This window comes from Microbacterium sp. NPDC089696 (assembly GCF_044749125.1).
Taxonomy (GTDB): Bacteria; Actinomycetota; Actinomycetes; order Actinomycetales; family Microbacteriaceae; genus Microbacterium.
Genome location: NZ_JBIVHF010000001.1, coordinates 1,193,065 through 1,216,053 on the forward strand (window position 1 = coordinate 1,193,065; position 22,989 = coordinate 1,216,053).

19 protein-coding genes and 1 riboswitch are annotated in these 22,989 nt (G+C 71.8%); of the genes, 9 read left to right on the forward strand and 10 right to left on the reverse strand.

Features of this window, described 5'->3' with window-relative positions; translation table 11 throughout:
- Positions 1 to 22: 22 nt before the first annotated feature.
- The gene (locus tag ACIPY8_RS05885; protein WP_400816002.1) at positions 23 to 1,495 is read right to left on the reverse strand and encodes a L,D-transpeptidase family protein; all 1,473 of its coding nucleotides are present in this window, start codon (positions 1,493 to 1,495) and stop codon (positions 23 to 25) included.
- Between the two features lie 95 nt (positions 1,496 to 1,590).
- Positions 1,591 to 1,995, reverse strand: coding sequence for a RidA family protein (locus ACIPY8_RS05890; protein WP_400816005.1), 405 nt, complete (start codon positions 1,993 to 1,995; stop codon positions 1,591 to 1,593).
- A gap of 25 nt (positions 1,996 to 2,020) precedes the next feature.
- Here ACIPY8_RS05890 and ACIPY8_RS05895 point away from each other — a divergent pair, with 25 nt between their 5' ends.
- From ACIPY8_RS05895 to nagB, 5 genes are all read left to right on the forward strand, one after another.
- Positions 2,021 to 3,238 carry an alanine racemase gene (locus tag ACIPY8_RS05895; protein WP_400816008.1) on the forward strand — a complete coding sequence of 406 codons (1,218 nt, stop codon included), beginning with the start codon at positions 2,021 to 2,023 and terminating at the stop codon, positions 3,236 to 3,238.
- A gap of 14 nt (positions 3,239 to 3,252) precedes the next feature.
- Positions 3,253 to 6,459, forward strand: coding sequence for a family 20 glycosylhydrolase (locus ACIPY8_RS05900; RefSeq protein ID WP_400816011.1), 3,207 nt, complete (start codon positions 3,253 to 3,255; stop codon positions 6,457 to 6,459).
- Between the two features lie 94 nt (positions 6,460 to 6,553).
- Positions 6,554 to 7,741 carry an ROK family protein gene (locus ACIPY8_RS05905; protein ID WP_400816014.1) on the forward strand — a complete coding sequence of 396 codons (1,188 nt, stop codon included), beginning with the start codon at positions 6,554 to 6,556 and terminating at the stop codon, positions 7,739 to 7,741.
- A gap of 40 nt (positions 7,742 to 7,781) precedes the next feature.
- The gene (locus tag ACIPY8_RS05910) at positions 7,782 to 8,747 is read left to right on the forward strand and encodes an ROK family protein (protein WP_400816017.1); all 966 of its coding nucleotides are present in this window, start codon (positions 7,782 to 7,784) and stop codon (positions 8,745 to 8,747) included.
- A complete protein-coding gene (gene nagB / locus ACIPY8_RS05915) occupies positions 8,740 to 9,519 on the forward strand; it encodes a glucosamine-6-phosphate deaminase (protein WP_400816019.1) in 780 nt (259 codons plus the stop codon). The genes ACIPY8_RS05910 and nagB overlap by 8 nt, the downstream gene beginning before the upstream one ends.
- Positions 9,520 to 9,546: 27 nt before the next feature.
- On the opposite strand, the gene ACIPY8_RS05920 is transcribed toward nagB, so the two are convergent.
- The 6 genes from ACIPY8_RS05920 to ACIPY8_RS05945 form a co-directional block, all read right to left on the reverse strand.
- The gene (locus ACIPY8_RS05920) at positions 9,547 to 9,951 is read right to left on the reverse strand and encodes an NUDIX domain-containing protein (protein WP_400816021.1); all 405 of its coding nucleotides are present in this window, start codon (positions 9,949 to 9,951) and stop codon (positions 9,547 to 9,549) included.
- Positions 9,944 to 11,308 carry an FAD-binding oxidoreductase gene (locus tag ACIPY8_RS05925; RefSeq protein WP_400816024.1) on the reverse strand — a complete coding sequence of 455 codons (1,365 nt, stop codon included), beginning with the start codon at positions 11,306 to 11,308 and terminating at the stop codon, positions 9,944 to 9,946. Before ACIPY8_RS05925 ends, ACIPY8_RS05920 begins: the two co-directional genes overlap by 8 nt.
- Complete coding sequence (locus tag ACIPY8_RS05930) at positions 11,305 to 11,676, reverse strand: YrdB family protein (RefSeq protein ID WP_400816027.1); 372 nt, start codon at positions 11,674 to 11,676, stop codon at positions 11,305 to 11,307. The genes ACIPY8_RS05925 and ACIPY8_RS05930 overlap by 4 nt, the downstream gene beginning before the upstream one ends.
- 52 nt (positions 11,677 to 11,728) lie before the next feature.
- Positions 11,729 to 13,759: a sigma-70 family RNA polymerase sigma factor gene (locus ACIPY8_RS05935; RefSeq protein WP_400816029.1), complete on the reverse strand. Its 2,031-nt coding sequence runs from the start codon at positions 13,757 to 13,759 to the stop codon at positions 11,729 to 11,731.
- 476 nt (positions 13,760 to 14,235) lie between these two features.
- A complete protein-coding gene (gene nagA / locus ACIPY8_RS05940; RefSeq protein WP_400816031.1) occupies positions 14,236 to 15,402 on the reverse strand; it encodes an N-acetylglucosamine-6-phosphate deacetylase in 1,167 nt (388 codons plus the stop codon).
- A complete protein-coding gene (locus ACIPY8_RS05945) occupies positions 15,399 to 16,913 on the reverse strand; it encodes a beta-N-acetylhexosaminidase (protein ID WP_400816034.1) in 1,515 nt (504 codons plus the stop codon). Before ACIPY8_RS05945 ends, nagA begins: the two co-directional genes overlap by 4 nt.
- Positions 16,914 to 16,966: 53 nt before the next feature.
- Positions 16,967 to 17,051: riboswitch (ZMP/ZTP riboswitch) on the forward strand.
- 38 nt (positions 17,052 to 17,089) lie between these two features.
- Between ACIPY8_RS05945 and glyA the strand changes: the two genes are divergently transcribed.
- The gene (gene glyA, locus ACIPY8_RS05950; RefSeq protein WP_400816037.1) at positions 17,090 to 18,364 is read left to right on the forward strand and encodes a serine hydroxymethyltransferase; all 1,275 of its coding nucleotides are present in this window, start codon (positions 17,090 to 17,092) and stop codon (positions 18,362 to 18,364) included.
- Positions 18,361 to 19,239: a bifunctional methylenetetrahydrofolate dehydrogenase/methenyltetrahydrofolate cyclohydrolase gene (locus ACIPY8_RS05955; protein ID WP_400816040.1), complete on the forward strand. Its 879-nt coding sequence runs from the start codon at positions 18,361 to 18,363 to the stop codon at positions 19,237 to 19,239. Before glyA ends, ACIPY8_RS05955 begins: the two co-directional genes overlap by 4 nt.
- A gap of 85 nt (positions 19,240 to 19,324) precedes the next feature.
- Here ACIPY8_RS05955 and ACIPY8_RS05960 read toward each other — a convergent pair whose 3' ends face one another.
- Positions 19,325 to 19,885 carry a phage holin family protein gene (locus ACIPY8_RS05960; protein WP_400816043.1) on the reverse strand — a complete coding sequence of 187 codons (561 nt, stop codon included), beginning with the start codon at positions 19,883 to 19,885 and terminating at the stop codon, positions 19,325 to 19,327.
- Between the two features lie 53 nt (positions 19,886 to 19,938).
- Between ACIPY8_RS05960 and ACIPY8_RS05965 the strand changes: the two genes are divergently transcribed.
- Together ACIPY8_RS05965 and ACIPY8_RS05970 are read left to right on the forward strand one after the other, a co-directional pair.
- A complete protein-coding gene (locus ACIPY8_RS05965; RefSeq protein ID WP_400816046.1) occupies positions 19,939 to 20,481 on the forward strand; it encodes an AAA family ATPase in 543 nt (180 codons plus the stop codon).
- Positions 20,482 to 20,537: 56 nt separating this feature from the next.
- Positions 20,538 to 21,881, forward strand: a complete 1,344-nt coding sequence (locus ACIPY8_RS05970) for an anaerobic C4-dicarboxylate transporter (RefSeq protein ID WP_400816048.1) — start codon at positions 20,538 to 20,540, stop codon at positions 21,879 to 21,881.
- A gap of 16 nt (positions 21,882 to 21,897) precedes the next feature.
- On the opposite strand, the gene ACIPY8_RS05975 is transcribed toward ACIPY8_RS05970, so the two are convergent.
- Positions 21,898 to 22,986, reverse strand: a complete 1,089-nt coding sequence (locus ACIPY8_RS05975; RefSeq protein ID WP_400816051.1) for an N-formylglutamate amidohydrolase — start codon at positions 22,984 to 22,986, stop codon at positions 21,898 to 21,900.
- Between the last annotated feature and the right edge of the window lie 3 nt (positions 22,987 to 22,989).

The following is a 22,989-nucleotide window of genomic DNA, read 5'->3' on the forward strand; positions in this document are numbered from 1 at the left end:
CGCGGGGTCGATGACCGATCGGTCAGTTGTGCACCGAGACCTCGAGGCCCACGGGAGCCCACTCGTACACGAACCGTGCGACGTCGATCGGCATGTTCACGCAGCCGTGGCTCATCCGGTTTCCGAAGTTGCTGTGCCAGTAGGTGCCGTGGAAGGCCTCGTCGCCGTTGAAGTACGTGACCCAGGGGACGTTGGGCGTCTCGGTGATCGATCCGTCCGGCTCGCGGCTCTTCATGGTCTGCGAGCGCACGTGCGCGTACACCTTGAAGTTGCCCGTGTCGGTCGGGGTCGCGGCCTTGCCCGAGGAGATCTTCCACGAACGCACCACTGCGCCGTTCTCGTACAGCGTCGCGGTCTGCGAGCTGAGGTTCACGTCGATCGTGCGCAGCAGGTTGACCGACTCGAAGGGGGTCTCGGTCACGCTGATCGGAAACACGCCCTCGCCGGCCTCGAGCTGCTTCGCGACGTCGGAGGCGAGGCCCGAGGTGTCGCCCATCGCTCGGCCGTTGGCTCCGGCGGACTCGGTGCGCAGGACGTTGCCGGCGGAGTCGACGATGTTGGTGGCGTTCACGGGGGCGCGGTCGACCGCCGCCGGGAGTGCGTCGACGGTGGTCTGGATCGCGGTCTGGTCGGCCACGATCTGGAGCCCGTCCTCGCTGTCCTGGATCGAGAACCAGGTCGAGGCCGTGACGGGGTCGATCGGAACCGTGCGCTCGTCCCCGATGTAGAAGCCGATCGTGCCGAGCATGGTGTTGAGGGATGTCGCGAGGGTCGTCGCGTCCTCGTCGGTCACCGACGGCGTCGCCTCGGCGGGGCCGCCCGGGAACTCGAGGCTCTTGCCGCCGTCGGCGATGGCCTCGGCGAAGGCCGCACCCAGAGCGTCGAGGTCGACGCCCGTGCCGGTCTCGGACGGAGTGATGACGAAGCTCGCGGTCGTCGCGTCGAACACGACTCCGGCGTCCACCGGGTCGTCGAAGCTCGCGGGGACGGCGGTGCGGAGCGCGGAGTCGGCGGTCGCCGGGTCGAGGGCGATGTCGCCGGAGATCGGCTCGCCCATCCAGGAGCCGAGGTTCCACATCGGGTGCGCGGCGAACGCCTGGTCGGCGAGAGCCGCTGCATCCACGGTGGCTCCGAGGTCGGCGCCCGTGAGGACGACGTCGTCGCCGGTCCCGGTCAGTGTGACCTCGGTCTCGGACACGTGCGCGGAGATCGCATCGGCGGCGGCACCGGGCGTGAGCCAACCGACCGGGATGCCGGCGACCGTGGTGCCCGGCGCGATGAGGATCGCGGAGGCGGCGCCCGCGCCGATCAGGACGGCGCCCACACCGAGTCCGATCCAGAGCCCGAGGCGCTTCTTCTTGGGAGCCGGTTCGATCGGGGCCCAGGCGAGTGGCTGGTCGCCCCCGGAATCCTGGCCGTCGAGGGCGGTGTCCGCCTCGGTCAGCTTCTCGGTCTTCGCATCCTGCGCTGAGATCACATCGGTCACGAACTTCACCCCCCGGTTCTCACGTGGCCTTATCACATCCCATGGTACGTGATGGGAGGTAACGGGGAGGCAACGGTCAGGAAAGGGGGCTACCGGGCCGGCGCTCAGTCGACGATGGCGATGCCGTCGATCTCGACGAGCATCTCCTCACGGGGCAGCCCCGTGAACACGGTCGTGCGAGACGGCAGGACCCCGCTCGTGGTGTGGGCCGTCACGAAGGCACCGTACGCGTCGTTCATGATCGGGAAGTCCTCGCGCTTGGTGAGGTAGACGCGCAGCATCACGACGTCGTCGAAGGTCGCGCCCGAGGCCTCGACGATCGCCTTGACGTTCTCGAGAGTGCGGGTCGTCTGCGCCGCGACGTCGCCCGGGAACAGGTACTCGTTGGTGACCGGGTCGACCGGGCCCTGGCCCGAGACCTGCACGAACGGACCCTTGCGGACGCCCTGGGAGAAGGTGTGGGCGGGAGCGGGGGCGGCGTCGGTGGAGACGCGGGTCTTCGAAGTCATGCGTCCAGCCTAGTAGCCTTGTTAGATGCCTCTACAAATTCCGGATCCCGTACTCGGCTCGTGGACGAAGGGGTTCCCGGCGCACGCGGCCGGCCTCGCGCTGTCGGAGGTCCCCGACGCGGGGCTGCACCTCTCCGATCTCGTCACGCCCGTGCTGACCGTGCACGAGGACGCGCTCGCGCACAACGAGGCGACCGTGTTCGGCTGGGCGCGGGCGCAGGGCGTCCTGCTCGCCCCGCACGGCAAGACCACGATGGCGCCGGCCCTGTGGCAGCGTCTCCTCGACGCCGGAGCCTGGGGCATCTCCGTCGCCACGTCCTGGCAGGCCGAGGTCGCCGTGCAGGCGGGAGTGCGGACCGTGCTGATCGCCAACGCGGTGACCGATCGTGCGGCCGCGTCTCGGCTCGGCGACCTCCTCGCCGAGGACGCCGGCCTGCGCGTCCTGTGCTGGGCGGATTCGCTCACGACCGTCGAGATCCTCGCCTCCGCTCTCGCCTCTGCCCCGCGCGAGCTCGACGTCCTGGTCGAGCTCGGCGGCGCGGGAGGACGCACGGGTGCGCGCACGATCGAGGAGGGCGAGCGGATCGCGACGGCGATCTCGGCCGCTCCCGGACTGCGCCTCGCCGGCGTGACCGGGTACGAGGGCCCGTTCGGCCCCGATCGCAGCGAGTCCTCCGTCGCCGCGGTCGACGCCTATCTCGGGACGCTCGTCGAGCTGCATGCGCGCCTGACCTATCCGGAGGGCCTCCGCCCGGTGCTCAGCGCCGGCGGGAGCTCGTTCCCCGACCGCGCGGCCGCGGTGCTCGCCCCGCACGGCGTCGACGCCGACGTGGTGCTCCGGTCCGGCGCGTTCCAGATCCACGACGACGGGTTCTACACGCGCATGTCGCCGTTCGGCCCGCTCATCGGCACCGCGCCGCTCCGCTCGGCGATGCACGCCTGGAGTCGGGTCGTCTCGCAGCCGGAGCCGGGTCTCGCCCTGCTGGACGCCGGCCGTCGGGACGTGCCCTTCGACATCGACCTCCCGACTCCGCAGTCGGTGGCCGGAGCCGTCACCGCGCTCAACGACCAGCACGCGTTCCTCCGTCTCGACGCCGAGGCCTCGGTCGCTCCGGGGGACGTCGTGCGGCTCGGGCTCTCCCACCCCTGCACGGCGTTCGACAAGTGGAAGGTGGTCGCGATCATCGACGACCCCGACGCCGCGGACCCGCGCGTGATCGGGGCGGTGGCGACGTGCTTCTGAGCGGCGAGAGGTCCGTGCGGGTCTACCGCCGCGCCACGGTCGTGGACGGCACCGGTGGGTCGCGATTCACGGCCGACGTCTTCGTGGAGGGAGCCCGCGTCGCGGCCGTCGTGCGCGCCGGCACGTCGGCCCCCGAGCTTCCCGAGTCCGCGGTGGAGGTCGACGCGACCGGCCTCGTGCTCGCCCCGGGGTTCATCGACATGCACGCGCACAGCGAGCTCGCGATCCTGACCGGAGCCGCGCACACCGCGAAGATCCGCCAGGGGGTCACGACCGAGGTCGTGGGCCAGGACGGGCTCGGCTACGCGCCGCTCGACGATCGCGCGGCCGGCGTCGTCCCCGCCCAGATCGCCGGATGGAACGGCGCACCCGCGTCCGTCCCGTGGCGGCGCATGGACGACCTGCTGCGCGCGTTCGACGAGACCGGAGTCGCCAACACGGCGGCTCTGGTGCCGCAGGGCAATCTGCGGATGATCGTCGTCGGTCACGAGAACCGTCCCGCCACCGCGGCCGAGATCGACGCGATGTGCGCTCTGCTCGGCGAGGCCCTGGACGAGGGCGCCTTCGGCATGTCGAGCGGCCTCACCTACACGCCGGGCATGTACGCCGACACCGCCGAGCTCGAGGCGCTGTGCCGGGTGGTCGCGGAGCGCGGTGGCTACTGGTCCCCGCATACCCGCAGCTACGGCGGGGCCGCGCTCGACGCATACCGGGAGGCGTTGGACATCGGGCGTCGCACCGGCTGCGCGATCCACCTCACGCACGCCACCATGAACTTCGCGCCGAACCGCGGCCGCGCGTCCGAACTGCTCGCGCTCGTCGACGAGGCCCTCGCCGACGGCGTCGAGGTCACGCTCGACACGTACCCGTACCTGCCGGGGGCGACGACCCTCGCGGCCCTGCTGCCCAGCCGCCTCGCGGAGACGGGCGACCTCCTCGGCACGATCGCGGCGCTCGACGCCGACGGCCGGGAGGCCGTGCGCGTGGAGCTCGAGGAGATCGGGTGCGACGGGTTCCACGGCGAGCGGGCGGACTGGTCGGCCATCCAGATCGCCGGGACCGGGGACGCGGCACTGGGCGACCTCGTGGGACGCACCATCGCGGAGATCGCCGAGACCACGGGGGAGCGGGCGGTCGACGTCGTGCTCGACACGATCGTCCGTGATGCGGGCGCGACCGGCATCCTCATGCACATCGGCGACGAGGAGAACGTGCGCGAGATCATGCGTCACCCGAGCCACAGCGGCGGGAGCGACGGCATCCTCATCGGCGCCCGGCCGCACCCGCGCGGGCGCGGGACGTTCCCGCGCTACCTCGGGCACTACGTCCGCGAGCTCGGCGTGCTGACCCTCGAGGAGGCCGTGCGACACCTGTCCGGGACGCCGGCGGCGCGCCTCGGTCTCGATCGGGGCGACGCCCCGCGCGGCGTGATCCGGGAGGGAGCCACCGCCGACATCGTGCTCTTCGATCCGGCGACCGTCGCCGCGGGAGCCACCTTCGAGGCCCCGCACGAGCCACCGGTGGGCATCGTCGAGGTGCTCGTCGGGGGCGTGCCCGTGATCGTGGACGGAGAGGCCACGGGGGCCACGCCCGGTCGGGCGCTGCGCATGCCGCCACCGGCGCACCGTGCCACCGTGCCCCTCGCGCACACGGTGATCGACGCCGCTGCGGAGCCGTTCGCCTGGACCGAGACCACGCCCGTCGTCGCCTCGGAGGCCCTCTCGGCGAGCGCGGATCGGCTGCGCGTCTCCGCGCCCGGCGACGGACCCGCGATCACGCTGCGCGTCGACGAGTCCCTGGCCGACGCGCCGATCGCCCACGGGCGGGTCGCCGCGGAGGCGTTCCGCATCACGGTGACGGCCGAGGGCATCGCGGTGCACGGCGCCTCCGCCGCCGGAGTCTTCCGCGGGGCGACCGCGCTGCTCCAGCTGCGCCGGGCCGGAGCGTCGCGCGCCCGCATCCCCGCGGGCACCTGGACGGGTGCCCCGGCCTACGCCTGGCGCGGCACCATGCTCGACGTCGCCCGCCACTTCCGCCCGGTGGCCGACCTGCGTCGTCTGGTCGACCTGCTCGCCGACCATCATCTGAACGTGCTGCACCTGCACCTCACCGACGACCAGGGGTGGCGCTTCGAGGTGCCCGGCTACCCGCGGCTCACCATGGTGGGCGGGCGGCGCGAGTCGACCCAGCGGGGACACGGACCGCTCGCGACCGTCGAGCCGGGGGTGCACGAGGGGCACTACACGGATGCCGAGCTGCGCGAGCTCGTGGCCTACGCCGCCGAGCGCTTCGTGACGGTGGTGCCCGAGGTGGAGCTGCCGGGGCACATCCAGGCGGGCCTCGCGGCGTACCCCGAGCTGGGGAACCCGGACGTCGGAGATCCCGTGAGCGCACCCTGGGAGAGGTTCGGCGTCAACCCGCGCACCCTGGCCCCGACCGAGGCGTCCCTCGCGTTCGGCCGCGCCGCGATCGACGCGCTGTGCGACCTGTTCGACTCGCCCTGGATCGGCATCGGGGGTGACGAGGTCCCGGTCACGGAATGGGCGCAGAGCGCGGCGGCGCGGGAGCGGATGCGCGAGCTGGAGCTCGAGACGCCGCATGACGTGCAGCCGTGGTTCACGGCGCATTTCGTGGCGCACGTCCGGTCGCGCGGACGGACGGCTCTCGCCTGGGACGAAGTGCTCGAAGGCGACGTCCCCGACGGGGTGGAGATCCTCGCCTGGCGCGGTCCCGTGGCGATGAGGGAGGCGCTGCGGCGCGGCATCCCGGTGATCGCCTGTCCCGACCTCGAGGTGTACCTGGACTACCCGCAGTCGGACTCCGTCGAGGAGCCGATCAGGGTCGGGCCGCCGCTGCCGATCGAGCACGTGTACACCCTCCGCGTCGAGGAGGGCGCCCTCGGCGGTCAGGCGAACGTCTGGACCGAGCATCTGCCGACCCGCGATCGCGTCGACTTCGCGATGTTCCCGCGTCTGGCCGCGGTCGCCGAGAGGCTGTGGGAGGGAGGCGACCCGCGTCCGTTCGACGACTTCGGCCGACGGCTCCCGACGCATCTCCGACGCCTGGCCGAGAAGGGAGTGCGGTATCGTCCTCTCGACGGTCCGACGCCGGCTCAGCGTCGCCCGGGAGTGCCGGGGAAGCCGCTCACGCGAGAGGCCAGGGAGCAGATCGTCGAGGGGCTCGTGGCCCGTCTCGTGGAGCGGGCGGAGTCGCTCGACTGATCACGCGTCCCCTCATGTAACGTTTCGGTAACCCTCCCGGCCACGCGCAGGGCAGGGGTTGCACAATTTTTGTTCGTAAGGTCTACTAACAAACATGTCCGTATCGGATGAAACGCGTCCGTCGATGACGTCGGAGCACGTCGCCGCGAGCGCGCACGCCTTCGGGCCGGCGCGCCACCTGCGCTCCCGCACCAAAGTGCTCCCCGAGCACGCCCGCGGCCACAACCGTGCCCTCGTGCTCCAGACGCTGTACCACTCGGGGGCGATGAGCCGCGCCGATCTCTCCCGCGAGACGGGACTGACCCGGGTCACGATCTCCGACCTCGTCGCGGAGTTCATCGCCGACGGCATCGTCGTCGAGATGGGCGTCCGCGAGACGGTCGGACCCGGTAAGCCGCCGATCCTCATCGACATCGACCGCGTCGGCCACCAGATCATCGGCATCGACCTCTCCGGCCCGCAGGCGTTCGTCGGGGCGCTGCTGAGCCTCGACGGCGACGTGATCGAGCGGCGCGAGGTCGCCCGACCCGAGACCGCCGACGGAGACGCGGCGTACGCGGCGCTCCTCGAGCTCGCGCGGGCGCTCGCCGCGGTGGCGACGCAGCCCGTGCTCGGCGTGGGCATCGGAACGCCCGGTGTGGTGCGTCCGGACGGCGTCGTGCTCAGCTCGCCCAACCTCGGCTGGTCGAACCTGCCGCTCGAGGCCAAGCTCGGCATCGACCTCGACCTCCCCGTGCTCGTGCGGAACGACGCGAACGCGGCCGTGCTGGCCGAGTACACGTTCGGCGAGGCGAAGGCCGACTTCATGCTGATCAAGATCGGACGCGGCGTCGGCGCCGGTCTGATCACGGGCAGCCAGCCCCTGCTCGGCAGTCGTTTCGCGGCGGGCGAGATCGGCCACGTCGTGGTCGGCACCGACGGCGGACCGCGCTGCGCGTGCGGCAAGGACGGCTGCCTCGAGGCGTGGCTGAACGAGTCGCGGCTGCGTCCCGCGATCGAGGCCGAACCCGACTCCCGCGACGACATCCTGCGCGACGCCGGCACCCGCATGGCCATCGCGATCGCCCCGATCGTGGCGGCGCTCGACCTCTCGGAGGTCGTGCTGTCCGGGCCGGGAGACCTGCTCGACGGCGTTCTCCTCGACGCCGCGGTCGAGACTCTGCACGCACGCACTCTCGAGGGCGTCTTCGAGGACGTCGTCATCCGGCGCACGCTGCAGGACGACATCGTCCTCCGCGGTGCGGCCGTGATGGTGCTGTCCGGCCAGCTGGGCGTCTCGTGACCGGCGCGATCGACCCGACCGCGGACAGGAGCTCCACCCGATGACGCACGCCATCGTGGCCGACCCCTCCGGTCGGCCGATACGGGTGGGCCTGGACGTCGGCGGCACGAAGATCGACGCCGTCGCCGTCTCCTCCTCCGGCGACCTCCTCGCGCGCCTGCGCCGTCCCACGGGGTGGGGCGAGGACGCCGTCGTCGACAGCGTCGTCGAGGCCGTGACGGCTCTCGCGGCCGAAGCCGGCACGGATCTCTCCGCGATCGAGTCGGTGGGCGTCGGCATCCCCGGACTCGTCGACGCGGTGACCGGCCGCGTGCTGCACGCCGTGAACCTCGGAGTCGCGTCGCTGGACCTCGCGGATCGCGCCGCCGCACGCCTCGGGATCCCGGTGCGCGTGGAGAACGACGTCAAGGCCGCGGCCCTCGGCGCGGCCGCGCTGCGGGGCATCGAAGGCTCGATGGCCTACCTGAACCTCGGCACCGGAGTCGCGGCGGGGATCGTCGTCGACGGCGAGATCTGGCGCGGCTCGCGCGGGACCGCCGGCGAGGTCGGACATCTCTCGGTCGACCCCGCGGGCCGTCTCTGCGGCTGCGGTCAGCGCGGATGCATCGAGACGTTCTGCGGCGGGGGAGCCCTCGCCCGGGCGTGGGATCGTCCCGGCTCGCTGCCGGTGCGTGACATCCTCGATGCCGCGGAGGCGGGGGACGAGCACGCTCTCGCGCTGCGCGCCGACCTGTTCCACGGTGCCGCGGCGGCCGTGCGCGCCCTGGTGCTCTCCGCCGACGTCGAACGAGTGATCATCGGAGGCGGCCTGACCGCACTCGGCGACCGGCTCGAAGACGGCGTGCGCGCCGCGCTGCACGCCGGTGCGGAGTCCTCCGCATTCATGAGGTCGCTCAACCTGGACGACCGGATCGAACTGCTTCCGGCCGGTTCGCCCGCCGCCGCCTTCGGCGCCGCACTCGTCGGCGCCGCCACCCCGACCAAGGAGATCGTCACCCATGGCTGAAGTCGTCATCGTCGAGAACGCCGCCGCGGCGGGCGCACTGGTCGCCGCCGAGATCGTCGATCTCGTCGACGGACGTCCCGACGCGGTGCTCGGCCTCGCGACGGGCTCGACGCCCCTGCCGGTGTACGAGGCTCTGCGGACGCAGCTGGCCGGACGCGACGTCTCGCAGGTCCGTGGATTCGCCCTCGACGAGTACGTGGGCCTCGATCCCGCGCACCCCGAGAGCTACCGCTCGGTCATCACGCGCGAGGTCGTCGCACCGCTCGGCCTCGATCCCCGCCGCATCCACGTGCCGAACGGCGCCGAGGCCACCATCCAGCATGCCGGCGACGACTACGAGAAGGCGATCGAGGCGGCCGGCGGCGTCGACCTGCAGATCCTCGGCATCGGCACGGACGGTCACATCGGGTTCAACGAGCCGGGGTCGTCGTTCGCGTCGCGCACGCGCGTCAAGACGCTGACGGAGCAGACGCGCGAGGACAACGCGCGCTTCTTCGACTCGATCGACGATGTGCCGAGACACTGCATCACGCAGGGCCTCGGCACGATCCTGCGCGCGCGTCACCTCGTGCTCCTCGCGTTCGGCGAGGGCAAGGCGCAGGCCGTCGCCGATGCCGTCGAGGGGCCGCTCTCGGCGATCCTCCCCGGCTCCGCGATCCAGCTGCACCCGCACGCGACCGTCGTGGTGGACGAGGCCGCGGCCTCGCGTCTGAAGCTCGCCGACTACTACCGCTACACGTTCGCGAACAAGCCGTCCTGGCAGGGCATCTGACCCCGGGGAGACGCGGTCGGGATCCGCTCAGCTCCCGCGCGCCCAGGCGAGCGGGAGCAGGTGCTCCACGCTGAGGGGCGCGAGCGGCAGCGTCTCGGCGTCCGCCGGAGTGATCCAGCGCAGCTCCGCGAGCTCGGCCTGCACCGCGACGTCCGCGTGCGCGATCGACACGGTGAAAGCGTCGGCGACCACGCGATGCCCCGGCTCGTTGGCGGCGGCCGACATGAACCGCCCCAGCGGCCGCAGGTCGCCCTCGTCGAGCACCAGTCCGAGCTCCTCGTGCAACTCGCGGATCAACGTCTGAGCCGGGGTCTCGCCGGTCTCGGGCTTGCCGCCGGGCTGCATGAACCGCGTGGTGCCGTGCTTGCGCACCACGAGCACAAGCCCGTCGTCGTCGACGATGATCGCGGCGCTGACGTGGATGTCAGGCATCCGCCGCGAACACCTTGCCGGGGTTGAGGATGCCGAGGGGGTCGAACACCCGCGTGACCTGCCGCTGCAGCTCCCACTGGTCCTCGCCCAGCTCATCGGCCAGCCAGCGGCTCTTCAGCGTGCCGATGCCGTGCTCGCCCGTGAGCGTGCCGCCCAGGGCGATCGCGGCGCGGAACAGCTCGTCCGCGGCCGCCCAGACGTGGGCGGGCGGTTCGGCGCCCTCGAAGATGAAGTTCGGGTGCAGGTTGCCGTCCCCCGCGTGCGCGACGGTCGGGATCGTCATGTCGAACGCTGTCTCGATGCGCGCGATCTCGTCGAACATCGCCGGCATCGCGCTGCGCGGCACCGAGACGTCCTCGATCAGCGTGGTGCCGAGGGCCGACATCGCGGGATGCATGGCGCGGCGGATGGCCAGCAGGCGCTCGCCCTCCTCGCGATCGGACGACACCAGCGTCTCGCCGCCGTGGGCCGTGAGGATCTCGGCGATCACCGCGGCCTCCGGGACCGCGGCCGGGCCGTCGGTCTGGATGGTCAGCTGCGCGCTGCCCGGGGCGGGAGCGGGGAGCTCGAGCATCGCTGCGACGGCGGCGAGGCTCGCGGCGTCCATGAGCTCCATGATCGCCGGCTGGGTGCCGGAGGCCGTGACCGCGGCGGAGGCCGCCGCGGCCGAGCGCACGTCGGGGAAGGTGGCCGTGATGGTGCACGTCGTCCCCTCCACGAGGCGGCGCAGCTTGAGGGTGGCGCCCACGACGACGCCGAGCGTGCCCTCGGAGCCGATCACGAGCGACGTGAGGTCGAGACCGGTGACGCCCTTCACACTGCGGTGCCCGAGGTGCAGGAGTCGTCCGTCGGCGAGCACGAGGTCGACGCCGAGGACCGCGTCGCGCACGACGCCGTACTTCGCGCACAGGAGCCCGCCGGCGCCGGTGGCGATGTTCCCGCCCACGGTCGAGATCGCGCGACTGGCGGGGTCGGGCGCCCACCACAGTCCGTGCGCCGCGAGCGCCTCGTTGAGGTCGGCGTTGAGGATGCCGGGTTCGACCACGGCGAGGAGATCGTCGGCGCGCACCTCGTGGATCGCGGTCATGCGACGGGTCGACAGCACGATCTCGCCCTCGCCGCCGTTCGCCGCCCCCGCGAGGCCCGTGCCGGCGCCGCGGACGACCACGGGTGTGCGGGTCGCGGTCGCGATGCGCATGACGGTCTGGACGTGCTCGACGGTCTCCGCGTGCACGACGGCGATCGGCCGACCCGGTGCGGCATGGCCGGACTGGTCGGCGCGCGCCGCCTCGAGGGAATCGGGGTCGGTGTCGACGAGAGCGCCGAGGGCGGAGGTCAGTTCGGAGAGAGCGGTCATGCGATGCGTCGCCGTCCGCTCACGACGCCCGCGCCGACCGCCACGACCGCGAACGCGACGCCGATGATCGGCTGGTCCATGAGCCACCAGGTGATGGTCACGCTGACGTAGATGAGGAGCTCCACGGCCGCCCGGAGGAACGGGTGCAGCTGCAGGACGGGACGGGGCGAGAGGAAGAGAGCCCAGAGGAGGATCACGATCACCGGGGCTCCGATGCCGAGCACGATGTTCCACGGCAGGGGCCAGGTCGCGAAGCCCCAGAGGGCGAGCGTCCCGACGGCGATCACGAGGACGATGGAGCGGACGACGTCGAGAGCGGTGATGGTCGGGCGCTGCACGCCGGGTACGGGGGAGGGATCCTCGGGCATGGGATCCAGTCTATTCGTCGCGGAGCGGGTCCCCGTCTGCGGCCGAGCGGGCTCAGCGCGGCGTCGTGGCCGCCGGGTCGACGGCTTCGATGACGGCTTCGGCGACGACCTCGGGAGCCGGTGCCGCCTCGGGCGCGGGTTCGGGCTCGATGACCGGAGCCGTCTCCTCGGCCGGGGCGGGGGCTTCGTCGACGACCGGGGCCGCTTCGGTGACCGGAGCGGTCTCGGCGACGGGCGCGGCCTCGAGGGCGGGTGCGGTCTCGGCGACGGGTGCGGTCTCGGCGGGAGCCTCCTCGGCGGGCAGGTCCTCGGTGGGCAGCTCCTCGGCAGGGACGCCGCCCGGGGCCAGCAGGCACAGCGGGCCCGGGTCGAGGTCGTAGAGCGCGCGGAGCGTGGTCGTGGTCGATGTCCCGGTCTGGTCGCCGGCGACGTAGAAGAACTCCACCGAGGCGTTCTCGCAGAGCTGCTGCAGGGTGGGACGGAGGGTGATGCTGCCGTAGCCGACCCGGGGATCGGCGTCGGAGGGCGTGAGCACGGTCCCTCCCGCGATGCCGGAGCGTCCGGAGACGCGCGCACCGACCGTGGCGTCCGCGACCCCGGAGACCGGGATGACGTACTCGGTCGTGACGAGGTCGTCACCGCCGATGATGAGCCAGGCCGTCGCCGCCGAGAACGTCGGGGCGCCGGTCGGCAGCCCCGGCTCGGTTCCGGGCTCCGTGCCCGGATCGGTTCCGGGGTCCGTGCCCGGATCGGTTCCGGGGTCCGTCCCCGGATCGGTGGGGTCGATCGGTCCGACCGGGGGAACGGGCGCCGCCGGAGCGGTGCTCGCGGGCGCCGTGACGGCCGGAGCCGCGTCCTCGGCGGGTTCGGGCGTCTCGGCCGGGGGCGCCACCGGGGCGGTCACCGGGGGCACCGTGGTGACGGGCTTGTCCGCCGACATGGACGCGTCGGGTCCGACGTCGGAGCTGATCGACGAGGAGTCGCTGTCACCCGCGCTCGGGAGAGAGGCCGTGGGCGTGGCCCCGGCGAGTCCGGGGAGGATGGTCGCTGCCGCCACCACTCCGGCCACGACGAGGGCGGCCGACCCGGCGCCGACGAGGGCGCCCACACCGCCGAAGACGCCACCGCCGGTGGCACCCGCACCGCCGCCTGCTCCGCCGGCGCCGCCTGCTCCGCCGGCCGCACCGGCGCCACCGCCGGCGACGGCAGTCGACGTGCCGCCGACGAGCACGGCGCCCTGAGTGACGGTCGACGGCATCGCGGCGAGAGCGACGAGGGGCGCTCCGCCGCCCTGGAGCGTGGCGAAGTAGCCCGCGGCGCCGCTGACTCCCAGCACGAGGGGCAGCAGCACGAGCGCGAGGCGCTTCGAGACGTCCTTCGCCTCGGCGGCGACGATCATGCAGCGGGCGCAGTCCGCCAGGTGGGACTCGAGACGCTTGTGGTCACGCGTGCTGAGATTGCCGCGCGAGTACGCGCCGAGGTGCTCGATGGTCCACTGGCAGTCCGAGCCGGGCTCGGCGCTGCGGAGGTGCGCCTGGATCCAGGCCTCGCGCAGGCCCTCGCGCGCGCGGAAGGCGAGCTGCGACACGGCTCCGGCCTTCATCCCGAGCAGGGCTCCGGTCTCGGCGGGCTTCATCTGCTCGATCTCGGTGTACCAGAGCACCTCCTGCCATCGTGACGGGAGACTGCGGAACGCCTGGGCGGTGAGGCTGCGGTCGAGCGCCTCGTTGGCCGCCTGCTCGGTGCTGTCGGGGTCGGCCACGGTGTCGAGCTCGTCGATCGCGGACTCGCGACGGGAGCGGCCCCACGCCGCAGCGGTGTTGCGGATGCTCGTGAAGAGATAGGCGCGGAACGATCCGTTGGGTCCGCCGCCCTTGATGATGGCCTGGTAGATGCGCGTGTACGACTCCTGGACGAGATCGTCCGGATCGATCGACGACGTGATGGAGCGTGCGACGGACATGCCGGAGGGGTAGTGCCGTCTCCAGAGTTCTCCGAAGGCTGCGGCATCGCCCGAGCGGGTGCGCAGAACGAGATCGGCGTCTGCGATCGCTTCGTCGTTCGAGGTGTTGTCGTGTCTCATGTCATCCATCTGTAACGGGGAGCGGATGCGTCCCCACATGAAGAGACGCGTGAGACCGTCCCTCATCACGCGCCTGGACCATTCTCTCTCCGATCTCTCAGGGATGCCACCCCGATCGGCAACTCAACCGAATCGATATATCGCAGGGGAAATCCCTGATCACAGGGGTCCGGAGCGTGGTCGCCGAAGAATCTCGAAGATTTTCTGGGAAGTCGCGTAATGAATCGGGGATGCGGTCGTCTCATCCCATAGAGAAAGCCATGGGAGTCCACCGGGGGGCGGACGACCAGGCGCTGGTGCCGAGGGGCATGAGCACCGGTGAATGGCGGGTCGAGCGCCTCGGGGGAGGAGTTCTCGGCCCGCCGGCTCTGAGCGGGGGGCATAGTGCGGGGGTCGCCATTCTGGGGAACGGCGGCCCCCCACCCGCACGAGAAGGACCGGAGATCGCAGAGCTGCGCGTCGCCGCACGGGGCGGGTCAGGGGCGCTCGCCCACCCACACGCGCGCGACGCGCAGCTCCGCGTCCAGCAGCACGGCATCCGCCACGAAGCCGTTCGCGAGCCGGCCCAGCCGAGAGCCGAGCCCGACCGCCTGCGCAGGCGTCGCGGTGAGCGCGCGCACCGCCTCGGGCAGAGGCACCCCCGCCGCCACGGCGCGCTGCAGGGCCACGTCCTGCGTGAGCGTCGACCCGGCGATCGACCCGGTGTCGTCCGCGCGGGCCACGCCCTCGCGGACCGTCACGCTCACGGCGCCCAGGTCGTAGTGCCCGTCGGCGCTGCCGGCCGCGGCCATCGCATCGGTGATGAGGGCGACGCGCTCCGGCGCTGCGTCGAAGAGCAGCTTCACGACGTGCGGGTCCAGGTGCACGTCGTCGGCGATGCCCTCGAGCACCACGCGCCGGTCTGCGGCAGCGGCGAGCACGGGGCCGGGCGCACGGTGGTGGATGCCGGGCATCGCGTTGAACGCGTGCGTGAGGATCGACGCTCCCGCGTCGAACGCCGCCACCGCCGTAGAGGCGTCCGCGTCCGTGTGGCCGACCGCCGCGGCCGCGCCCGCCTCGACGATCAGGCGGATCGCGTCGAGCCCGCCGGAGAGCTCCGGGGCGATCGTGACCTGGCGCACGGTGCCTCGCCCTGCCGCGAGCAGGCGCTCGACATCGTCGGCATGCGGAGCGCGGAGCAGGCTCGGCTCGTGCGCGCCGTGGTGTCCCGGGTCGAGGAAGGGGCCTTCGAGATGCGATCCGAGGATGTCAGCGTCCGACGTCATGAGATCGGCGATCTCGGTGACACGGCGCGCGAGGTCGTCGAGCGGCGCGGTGACGAGCGACACGACGGCCCGGGTGGTCCCGTGCACCCGATGCAGAGCGCGGGCGGTCCGGATCGCGTCGACGCCGTCGTCGAACGACGCCCCGGCGCCGCCGTGCCCGTGGATGTCGACGAACCCCGGGGTGAGCAGAGCGCCGGGCCCCGCGATGGCGACGGCGTCGATCACGCGGTCGGCGGCCGTCCAGCTCGAGCCCGTTCCGCTCGCGACGATCGCCCCGTCCTCGGCGCGGATCCACGCGTCATCGGTCACGCGCCCGTCGTCGACGACACGAGCGGAGTGGATGACGAGGGACCCGGAGGTCGCGTCGTCGACCGTCACTGAGCAGCCCAGGGGATCTCGGGGGCCGGGTAGAAGTTCACGCCGCGCTGTCGCCACTGCGGCGCCAGCGTCGCGAGGCGCTCGCGGAACGACTCCCACGAGCGTCCGGGTGCCTCCTGCGGCGACCACGCCACCTCGGCGAGCGCTCCTGCGCGCGGGAAGACCAGGTTCTCGACGTCCGCGTAGGTGCGGGTCGTCTCGCTCCACAGCGGTGCCTCGACGCCGAGGATCGCGTCGGCGGGCACGTCGAGGATCGCCGTGGGCTCCCACGAGTACGCGCGCTGCACGTCGATCACCGCGGCCCACGTCAACCCGAGCGGGAAGTCGGGCGTGTACTTCATGTCGAGGTACGCGGCGTCCGCGGCCGACATGATCAGGGCGCCGCCGCGAGCGACGAAGTGCTCTGCCTCCTCGGCGTGCGAGCCCTCCGGCGTCGTCTTCCCCCAGTACTGTCCGACGGTGCCCGTGGCGATGTCCGCCGCCGAGCCCATCTCGTGCCACGCGACGGGGATCTTGCCCGCCTCCACGACGATCGCCGTGGCCTTCTCGGCGAAGAGGTCGAAGTCGGCCTGCGGCGTGCCGAGCGACTCGTCGCCACCGATGTGGATGTACGGCCCCGGTGTGATCTCGGCGAGCTCGCGGACGACGTCGCGCACGAAGTCGTAGGTGCGCTCCTCGTGGATGCGGACACTGGAGTGCCCTACGCCCCACCCCAGGTACGGCTCGCCCTTGACCGGGAGCGGCTGTCCGAGCTCCTGTGCCTGCGAGACGAGGCCGTCGTTGAGCACGGGCTCCTCGACGAGGTCGGGGTAGGCGACGCCGATCGCGTGCGTGTGGCCGGGAAGGTCGATCTCGGGGATCACGATCATGTGGTGCGCGGTCGCGTAGGCCACGATCTCGCGGTAGTCGTCCTGGGTGTAGTAGCCGCCCCGGTCGCCGTCCGCCGCCGACGCCGAGGACAGCTCGGTGAGCTTCGGCCAGGAGTCGATGTGGATGCGCCAGCCCTGGTCGTCGCTCAGGTGCAGATGCAGGTGGTTGAACTTCAGCGCGCTGGTCTCGTCGATGAAGCGCTTCACCTCGGTCACGTCGAAGAAATGACGGGTGACGTCGAGCATGACGCCGCGACGCGGGAAGCGCGGGGCGTCGACGATCTCGACGTGCGGCAGGCTCCAGGCGCCGCCGTCCTCGGAGAGCAGCTGCCGCAGCGTCTGCACACCGTAGAAGAGGCCGGCTTCGTCGCCGCCGACGATCTCGACGCCGTCGGCCACCGTCAGCCGGTAGCCCTCGGCGGGCGCGGCCGTCCCGTCGACCCGGAGCGCGATCGCCCCGGGCGCGGCGACGTCGGAGGCGGTCAGACGGATGCCGGTGCGCTGCGCCACGGCATCCTTCAGCTGCGTCGTCGCAGGGGAGTCGCCGATGACCCGCGTGCTCTCGGTGATCGGCAGCCGTCCGACGCCGACGCTGGCGGAGGAGGGCAGGGGGACCAGGGGGAGGGAATGGGGAAGGACCATGAACAAAACCTATCCCGAGAGCAGGTCGGCACACCAGGGAAATCCCGCTATGCTCGAACCGTCGCGACTGGCGTCTGGGTGGACTACCACCGGGGAGCGACTGACCACGGACTTCGACCGCGCGCCTGGGCCGATAGGAACACCCTTCGATTCCGTTGTCAGAGGAGCATGTCACCATGACCGACCGTTACTTCAACGCCCCGCTCGCCGAGGTCGACCCCGAGATCGCTCAGGTCCTCGATCGCGAGCTCAAGCGTCAGCAGACCTTCCTCGAGATGATCGCCTCCGAGAACTTCGTGCCGGTCTCCGTTCTGCAGTCGCAGGGGTCCGTGCTCACGAACAAGTACGCCGAGGGCTACCCCGGTCGTCGCTACTACGGCGGCTGCGAAGAGGTCGACGTCGCCGAGGAGCTCGCGATCCAGCGGGCCAAGGACCTGTTCGGAGCGGAGTTCGCGAACGTCCAGCCGCACTCCGGAGCCTCCGCGAACGCCGCCGTGCTGCACGCGATCGCGCGCCCCGGCGACACGCTGCTCGGTCTGTCGCTCGACCAGGGCGGCCACCTCACGCACGGCATGAAGATCAACTTCTCCGGCCGTCTGTACGACATCGTCGCCTACGGCGTGAACCCCGAGACCTCGGTCATCGACATGGACGAGGTGCGTCGCCTCGCGATCGAGCACAAGCCGAAGGTCATCATCGCGGGCTGGTCCGCCTACCCCCGCACGCTGGACTTCGAGGCGTTCCGGGCGATCGCCGACGAGGTGGGCGCGCTGCTCTGGGTCGACATGGCGCACTTCGCCGGACTCGTCGCCGCCGGCCTGCACCCGAACCCCGTGCCGCATGCGCACGTCGTGTCGTCGACCGTGCACAAGACCATCGGCGGTCCGCGCTCGGGCTTCATCCTCACGAACGACGCCGACATCGCGAAGAAGATCAACACGGCGGTGTTCCCGGGCCAGCAGGGCGGTCCGCTCATGCACGTGATCGCCGCGAAGGCGACCGCGTTCAAGCTCGCGGGCACCCCCGAGTTCGCCGAGCGCCAGGGGCGCGTGCTGCGCGGCGCGTCGATCCTCGCCGAGCGCCTCTCCCAGCAGGACGTGAAGGACGCCGGCATCGGCGTGCGCTCCGGCGGCACCGACGTGCACCTCGTGCTCGTCGACCTGCGAGACGCCGAGATCGACGGCAAGCAGGCCGAGGACCTGCTGCACGACATCCACATCACCGTGAACCGCAACGCGGTGCCGAACGACCCGCGTCCGCCGATGGTCACCTCGGGTCTGCGCATCGGCACCCCGGCGCTCGCGACCCGCGGCTTCGGCGACGCGGAGTTCACCGAGGTCGCCGACGTGATCGCGCTCGCACTGATCCCCGGCGCCGACGTCGAGGCCCTCCGTGCTCGTGTCGACGCGCTCGCCGCGGCCTTCCCGCTCTACCCGGACCTGCAGCAGTGACCGCGGTCGTCCTCGACGGCAAGGCGGCCTCGGCCGAGATCAAGGCGGAGCTCTCCGAGCGCGTCGCCGCACTGAAGGCGAAGGGCATCGTGCCCGGCATCGCGACCGTGCTGGTCGGCGCCGACCCGGCATCCCAGCTGTACGTGGGGATGAAGCACCGGCAGTCCGAGGCGATCGGGATGAACTCGATCCAGCGCGAGCTGCCGGCCGACGCCACGCAGGCCGACGTCGAGGCCCTGATCGACGAGCTCAACGCCGACGACAGCTGCCACGGCTACATCGTGCAGCTGCCGCTGCCGAAGCACATCGACACGGATGCGATCCTCGAGCGGATCGACCCCGCGAAGGACGCCGACGGCCTGCACCCGACGAACCTCGGCCGGCTCGTGCTCAACGTCAACGCCCCGATCCACACCCCGCTGCCGTGCACGCCGCGCGGTGTGATCGAGCTGCTGCTGCGCAACGACTACGACCTGAAGGGCAAGCACGTGGTCGTCGTCGGCCGTGGCGTGACGATCGGCCGCTCGATCGGGCTGCTGCTCACGCGGCGCGACCTGAACGCGACGGTCACGCTGACGCACACGGGCACGGTCGACATGCCGCGCTACCTGCGGGAGGCCGACGTGATCGTCGCCGCCGCGGGCGTCAAGCACCTCATCCGCGCCGAGGACGTGAAGCCCGGCGCGGCCGTGCTCGACGTGGGCGTCACGCGCGAGAGCGACCCCGAGACGGGCAAGAGCCTCGTGTTCGGCGACGTCCACCCCGACGTGGCCGAGGTGGCGGGCTGGGTGTCGCCCAACCCCGGAGGCGTCGGTCCGATGACCGTCGCGCTGCTCATGACGAACGTGGTCGAGGCGGCGGAGCGCCTGGTCTGACAAGCGCTCGGTCCGCAGAACATCGCCGGTGTCGCAGGGATTCGCTGAATTCCTGCGACACCGCTGCGTTTCTGCGACGCGCGTGTCAGCCGAGTTCGTCGAGCATCCGGCGCTGCTCGGCGGTGAGCCCGTCGTGCAGCTCCTCGCGGGCCTCGGCGGTCGCCCGTGAGCCCGTCGTGGGCGCCGTGGCCTGCGGTGCACCGGGGGCGCGCAACCCCGAGACCCTCGCCTGCACGGTGTCGTAGATCTCTCCGGCCTTCGCGCGGAGCCGGTCGTCGACCCGGTCGTAGATCACCCATCCGAGCAGCAGGAACAGCGGCGGGAGCACGTAGCTCCAGAAGCCGGAGGCGCGGACGCCGCTGAGCCAGACGACGGCGATCCAGATGATGAGCTCGACGAGGTACACGAGCACGTACTGGACGACCTTCTCGCCGACCCGGGTGCGGGAGCCCGCGGACTTCGCGGCGGCCGCGCGGAACACCCTGGTGAGCAGAGGCTTGAGGAACAGCGAGGCGAGGGTGAGGATCACCGAGGCCCACAGCGCGTTGAACCCGACGGAGACCCCGGGGGACAGCCAGCCGATCACCAGCAGGACGACGACGGTGAACACGTAGAGCGCGGCGAACCGGACGATTCCGTTCTTCATGCGCCCAGAATCCCACACCCGTACCCGCGGCACGACCCCGATAGGGTCGGCTCATGCAGATCGTCGTCTCGGGGACCCACGCGAGCGGCAAGAGCACCCTCATCGCGGACTTCGCCGCACGGCATCCCGAGTTCACGGTCCTGCCCGACCCGTTCGAGCTGCTCGACGAGCACGACGACGCCCCGACCGCCGCATCCTTCGGTGCGCAGCTGCGCCTGTCTGCCGATCGTCTCCTCGAGCGCTCGGCGACGCACGTCCTCGCCGAGCGCGGACCCGTCGACTTCCTCGCGTACCTGCACGCCCTCGACGACCTCGGCCGCCTCTCGTTCGACGGCGAGACGCTCCGGCGCGCGTACGCCCGCAGCCGGGAGGCGTTCGCGCAGGTGGACCTCCTCGTCGTGCTGCCCCTGACGACGGCGATCGTCGTCGGCGACGACGAGGACCCGCGTCTGCGGGAGGCGATGGACGGCAGGCTCCTCGAGCTGATCGACGACCCGGATGCGGTGGGCGACCATGCCGTCGTCATCGAGGTCACGGGGGACAGGGCCGCCAGACTCGCGCGGCTCGACGAGCTCGTCTCCGCGCAGATCTCCTGACAGACGAGGCGATCCCCCACTACGCTGGCGGCAGAAAACCGGCGAGAGGAACCCCTGTGGACATCGCACTGTTCGTCATCGAGCTGCTCGTGGTCCTCGGCTGCATCGTCATGGGAACGCGCTCCAGCGGCGTGGGACTCGGCCTGTGGGGAGGCACCGGCGTCGCGATCCTCGTGTTCGTGTTCGGTCTCGCCCCGGGCTCCCCGCCCGTCGACGCGCTGCTGATCGTGCTGTCCGTGGTGCTCGCCGCCTCGATGATGCAGTCGGCGGGCGGCATCGACTGGATGGTGTCCGTCGCCGCGAAGCTCATCGCGCGCAACCCCAAGCAGATCACCCTCGTCGCTCCGCTCGTGTCGTTCCTCTTCTCGGTCGGCGCCGGTACGTCGAACATCCTCTATCCGCTGCTGCCCGTCATCCAGGACCTGTCGTACCGCAACGGCATCCGCCCGTCCCGCCCGCTGTCGCTCTCGGTGGTCGCGACCGGCGTGGCCCTCGCCTGCAGTCCGGTGTCGGCGGCGATGGCGGCGATGGTGACCCTGACCGACACGGCGCCGTGGGATTTCGAGCTCATCGACATCCTCAAGGTGACGATCCCGGCGGCCGTGGTCGGCATCGTCGTCTCGAGCTTCGTGGTCAACCGGCTCGGCAAGGACCTCGCCGACGATCCCGAGGTGCAGGCTCGCATCGCCCGAGGAGAGCTCGCCCCGCCCCGCGCCGACGCCGCCGAGATCAAGGCCGACGTGACCGTGACGCCCGCCGGCCGCAACGCCGCGATCATCTTCCTCCTCGGCGTCGCCGCGATCGTGGTGTTCGGCCTCTTCAAGGGCATCCGCCCCCTCGACGGCGCCGGCGACCCCGTCGCGATGACGCCGATCATCGAGATCGTGATGTTCCTCGTCGGGACGCTGATCCTGCTCGTATCCCGGCCCAAGGTCGCGGAGATCCCGACCATGACGGTGTTCAAGGCCGGCATGGTGTCGGCGATCGCCCTGTTCGGTCTCGCGTGGCTCACGGACACGTTCCTCGGTGCGCACGCCGACCTCATCTCGAGCAGCGTCGGCGGGTGGGTGAGCGCCGCCCCCTGGATCTTCGCGCTCGGCGTCTTCCTCGTCTGCGTGCTCACGACGAGTCAGTCGACCGCGACGAGGACCATCGTGCCGATCGGCCTCGCGGCCGGCATCCCGCTGGGGCTCCTCAGCGGCATGTGGGCCGGCGCGTTCGCCGGCATCTACCTGCTGCCGACGAACGGCTCGCAGATCGCCGCCGCGAACTTCGACACCTCGGGCACGACGAAGCTCGGGACCAAGCTCGTCGACCATTCGTTCTTCGTGCCGACGCTCGTGCTCGCGGCCACCACGATCGGGTTCGGCGCGCTGTTCGGCGTGATCTGGGGCGGCTGAGCGCCGCGGCGCAGGCTCAGAGCCCGCGGTAGAGATCCCAGGAGCGCCGGCAGGCCTGGGCGATCGAGCGGACGTGGTCTGCGTCCTCGACGATCCAGTCGGTTCCGGGTCGATGCAGCTCCTCGACCGCCGCATCGCCGAGCAGGAACTCCCGGAGGAACTCGGCCTGCACGGCGTCCAGCTCCAGTGCCGCCTCCGCCGCCCGGGGAGCGAGCTCGCGGAAGCGGCGGCCGGCGGCGAGGATCTCCTGACTGCCGAGGTACGGGGTGTTCAGGGCGACCGACCGCGGGTCGTCGACGCGGAAGCCGGCGCGGTGCGCCTCGGCGAGCGCACGGAGGCGTTCCGGGTCCATGGTCGGCGGATCGGCGGGGTCGCGCTCGTCGCCGCGGGTGTCGCCGCGGTTCGAGAGCGCCACGACGGCGGGGAGGCGGTCCGCCTCGGCCCTGGTCACGTTCACCGCGCCCTCGCGCGTGGTGGTGGTGTTCATGGTGTCGTGGAACGACAGGCGTGTGAAGCGTCCGCCGCTGCGCAGCTTGGCCTCCACGAAGCGCCCGGTCAGCTCGTCCCGCGTGCGCTCGTAGACGCCGAGCCCGCGCTCGCCCACCTCGACGAACGTGTCGACGAGGCGGACGCGCTCCTCATCGTCGGACGGGACCTCGAGGATCGGGAAGAACGAGAAGGTCACCGGACGGATCGCGTCGACTCCGGTCAGATCGACCTTCTGCCAGGCGCCTGCCTCGCGGGTGCGCTCGATCGCAGCGCTCAGGTCGCCGGCGATGTCGGCGGGGCGAGCGCGGTTGGGATCGCGGACGAGACGCGGGTGCGGGTTGAGCACCGCGACGATACGCGGGTCCGTGCGGGCCCACTCCCGCACCACCGCGTCGGTCGCGACGTCCGTGAAGTCGTACTGCAGCCGGCGCGTGAGGGCGGGCGACAGGAAGGGCACGAGCTCCTCGGGGATGCGCGCTCCCGCATGCGGACAGCTCACGAGCACGTCCGCCTCGGCGATGGCCTCGTCGAGCGTGCGCGACCCCGGATCCGCGTAGACGGTGATCTCCTCGGGGGAGAACGTGCGGCCGGCGGGGATGAGGTCGAGGGCGCTCATGCG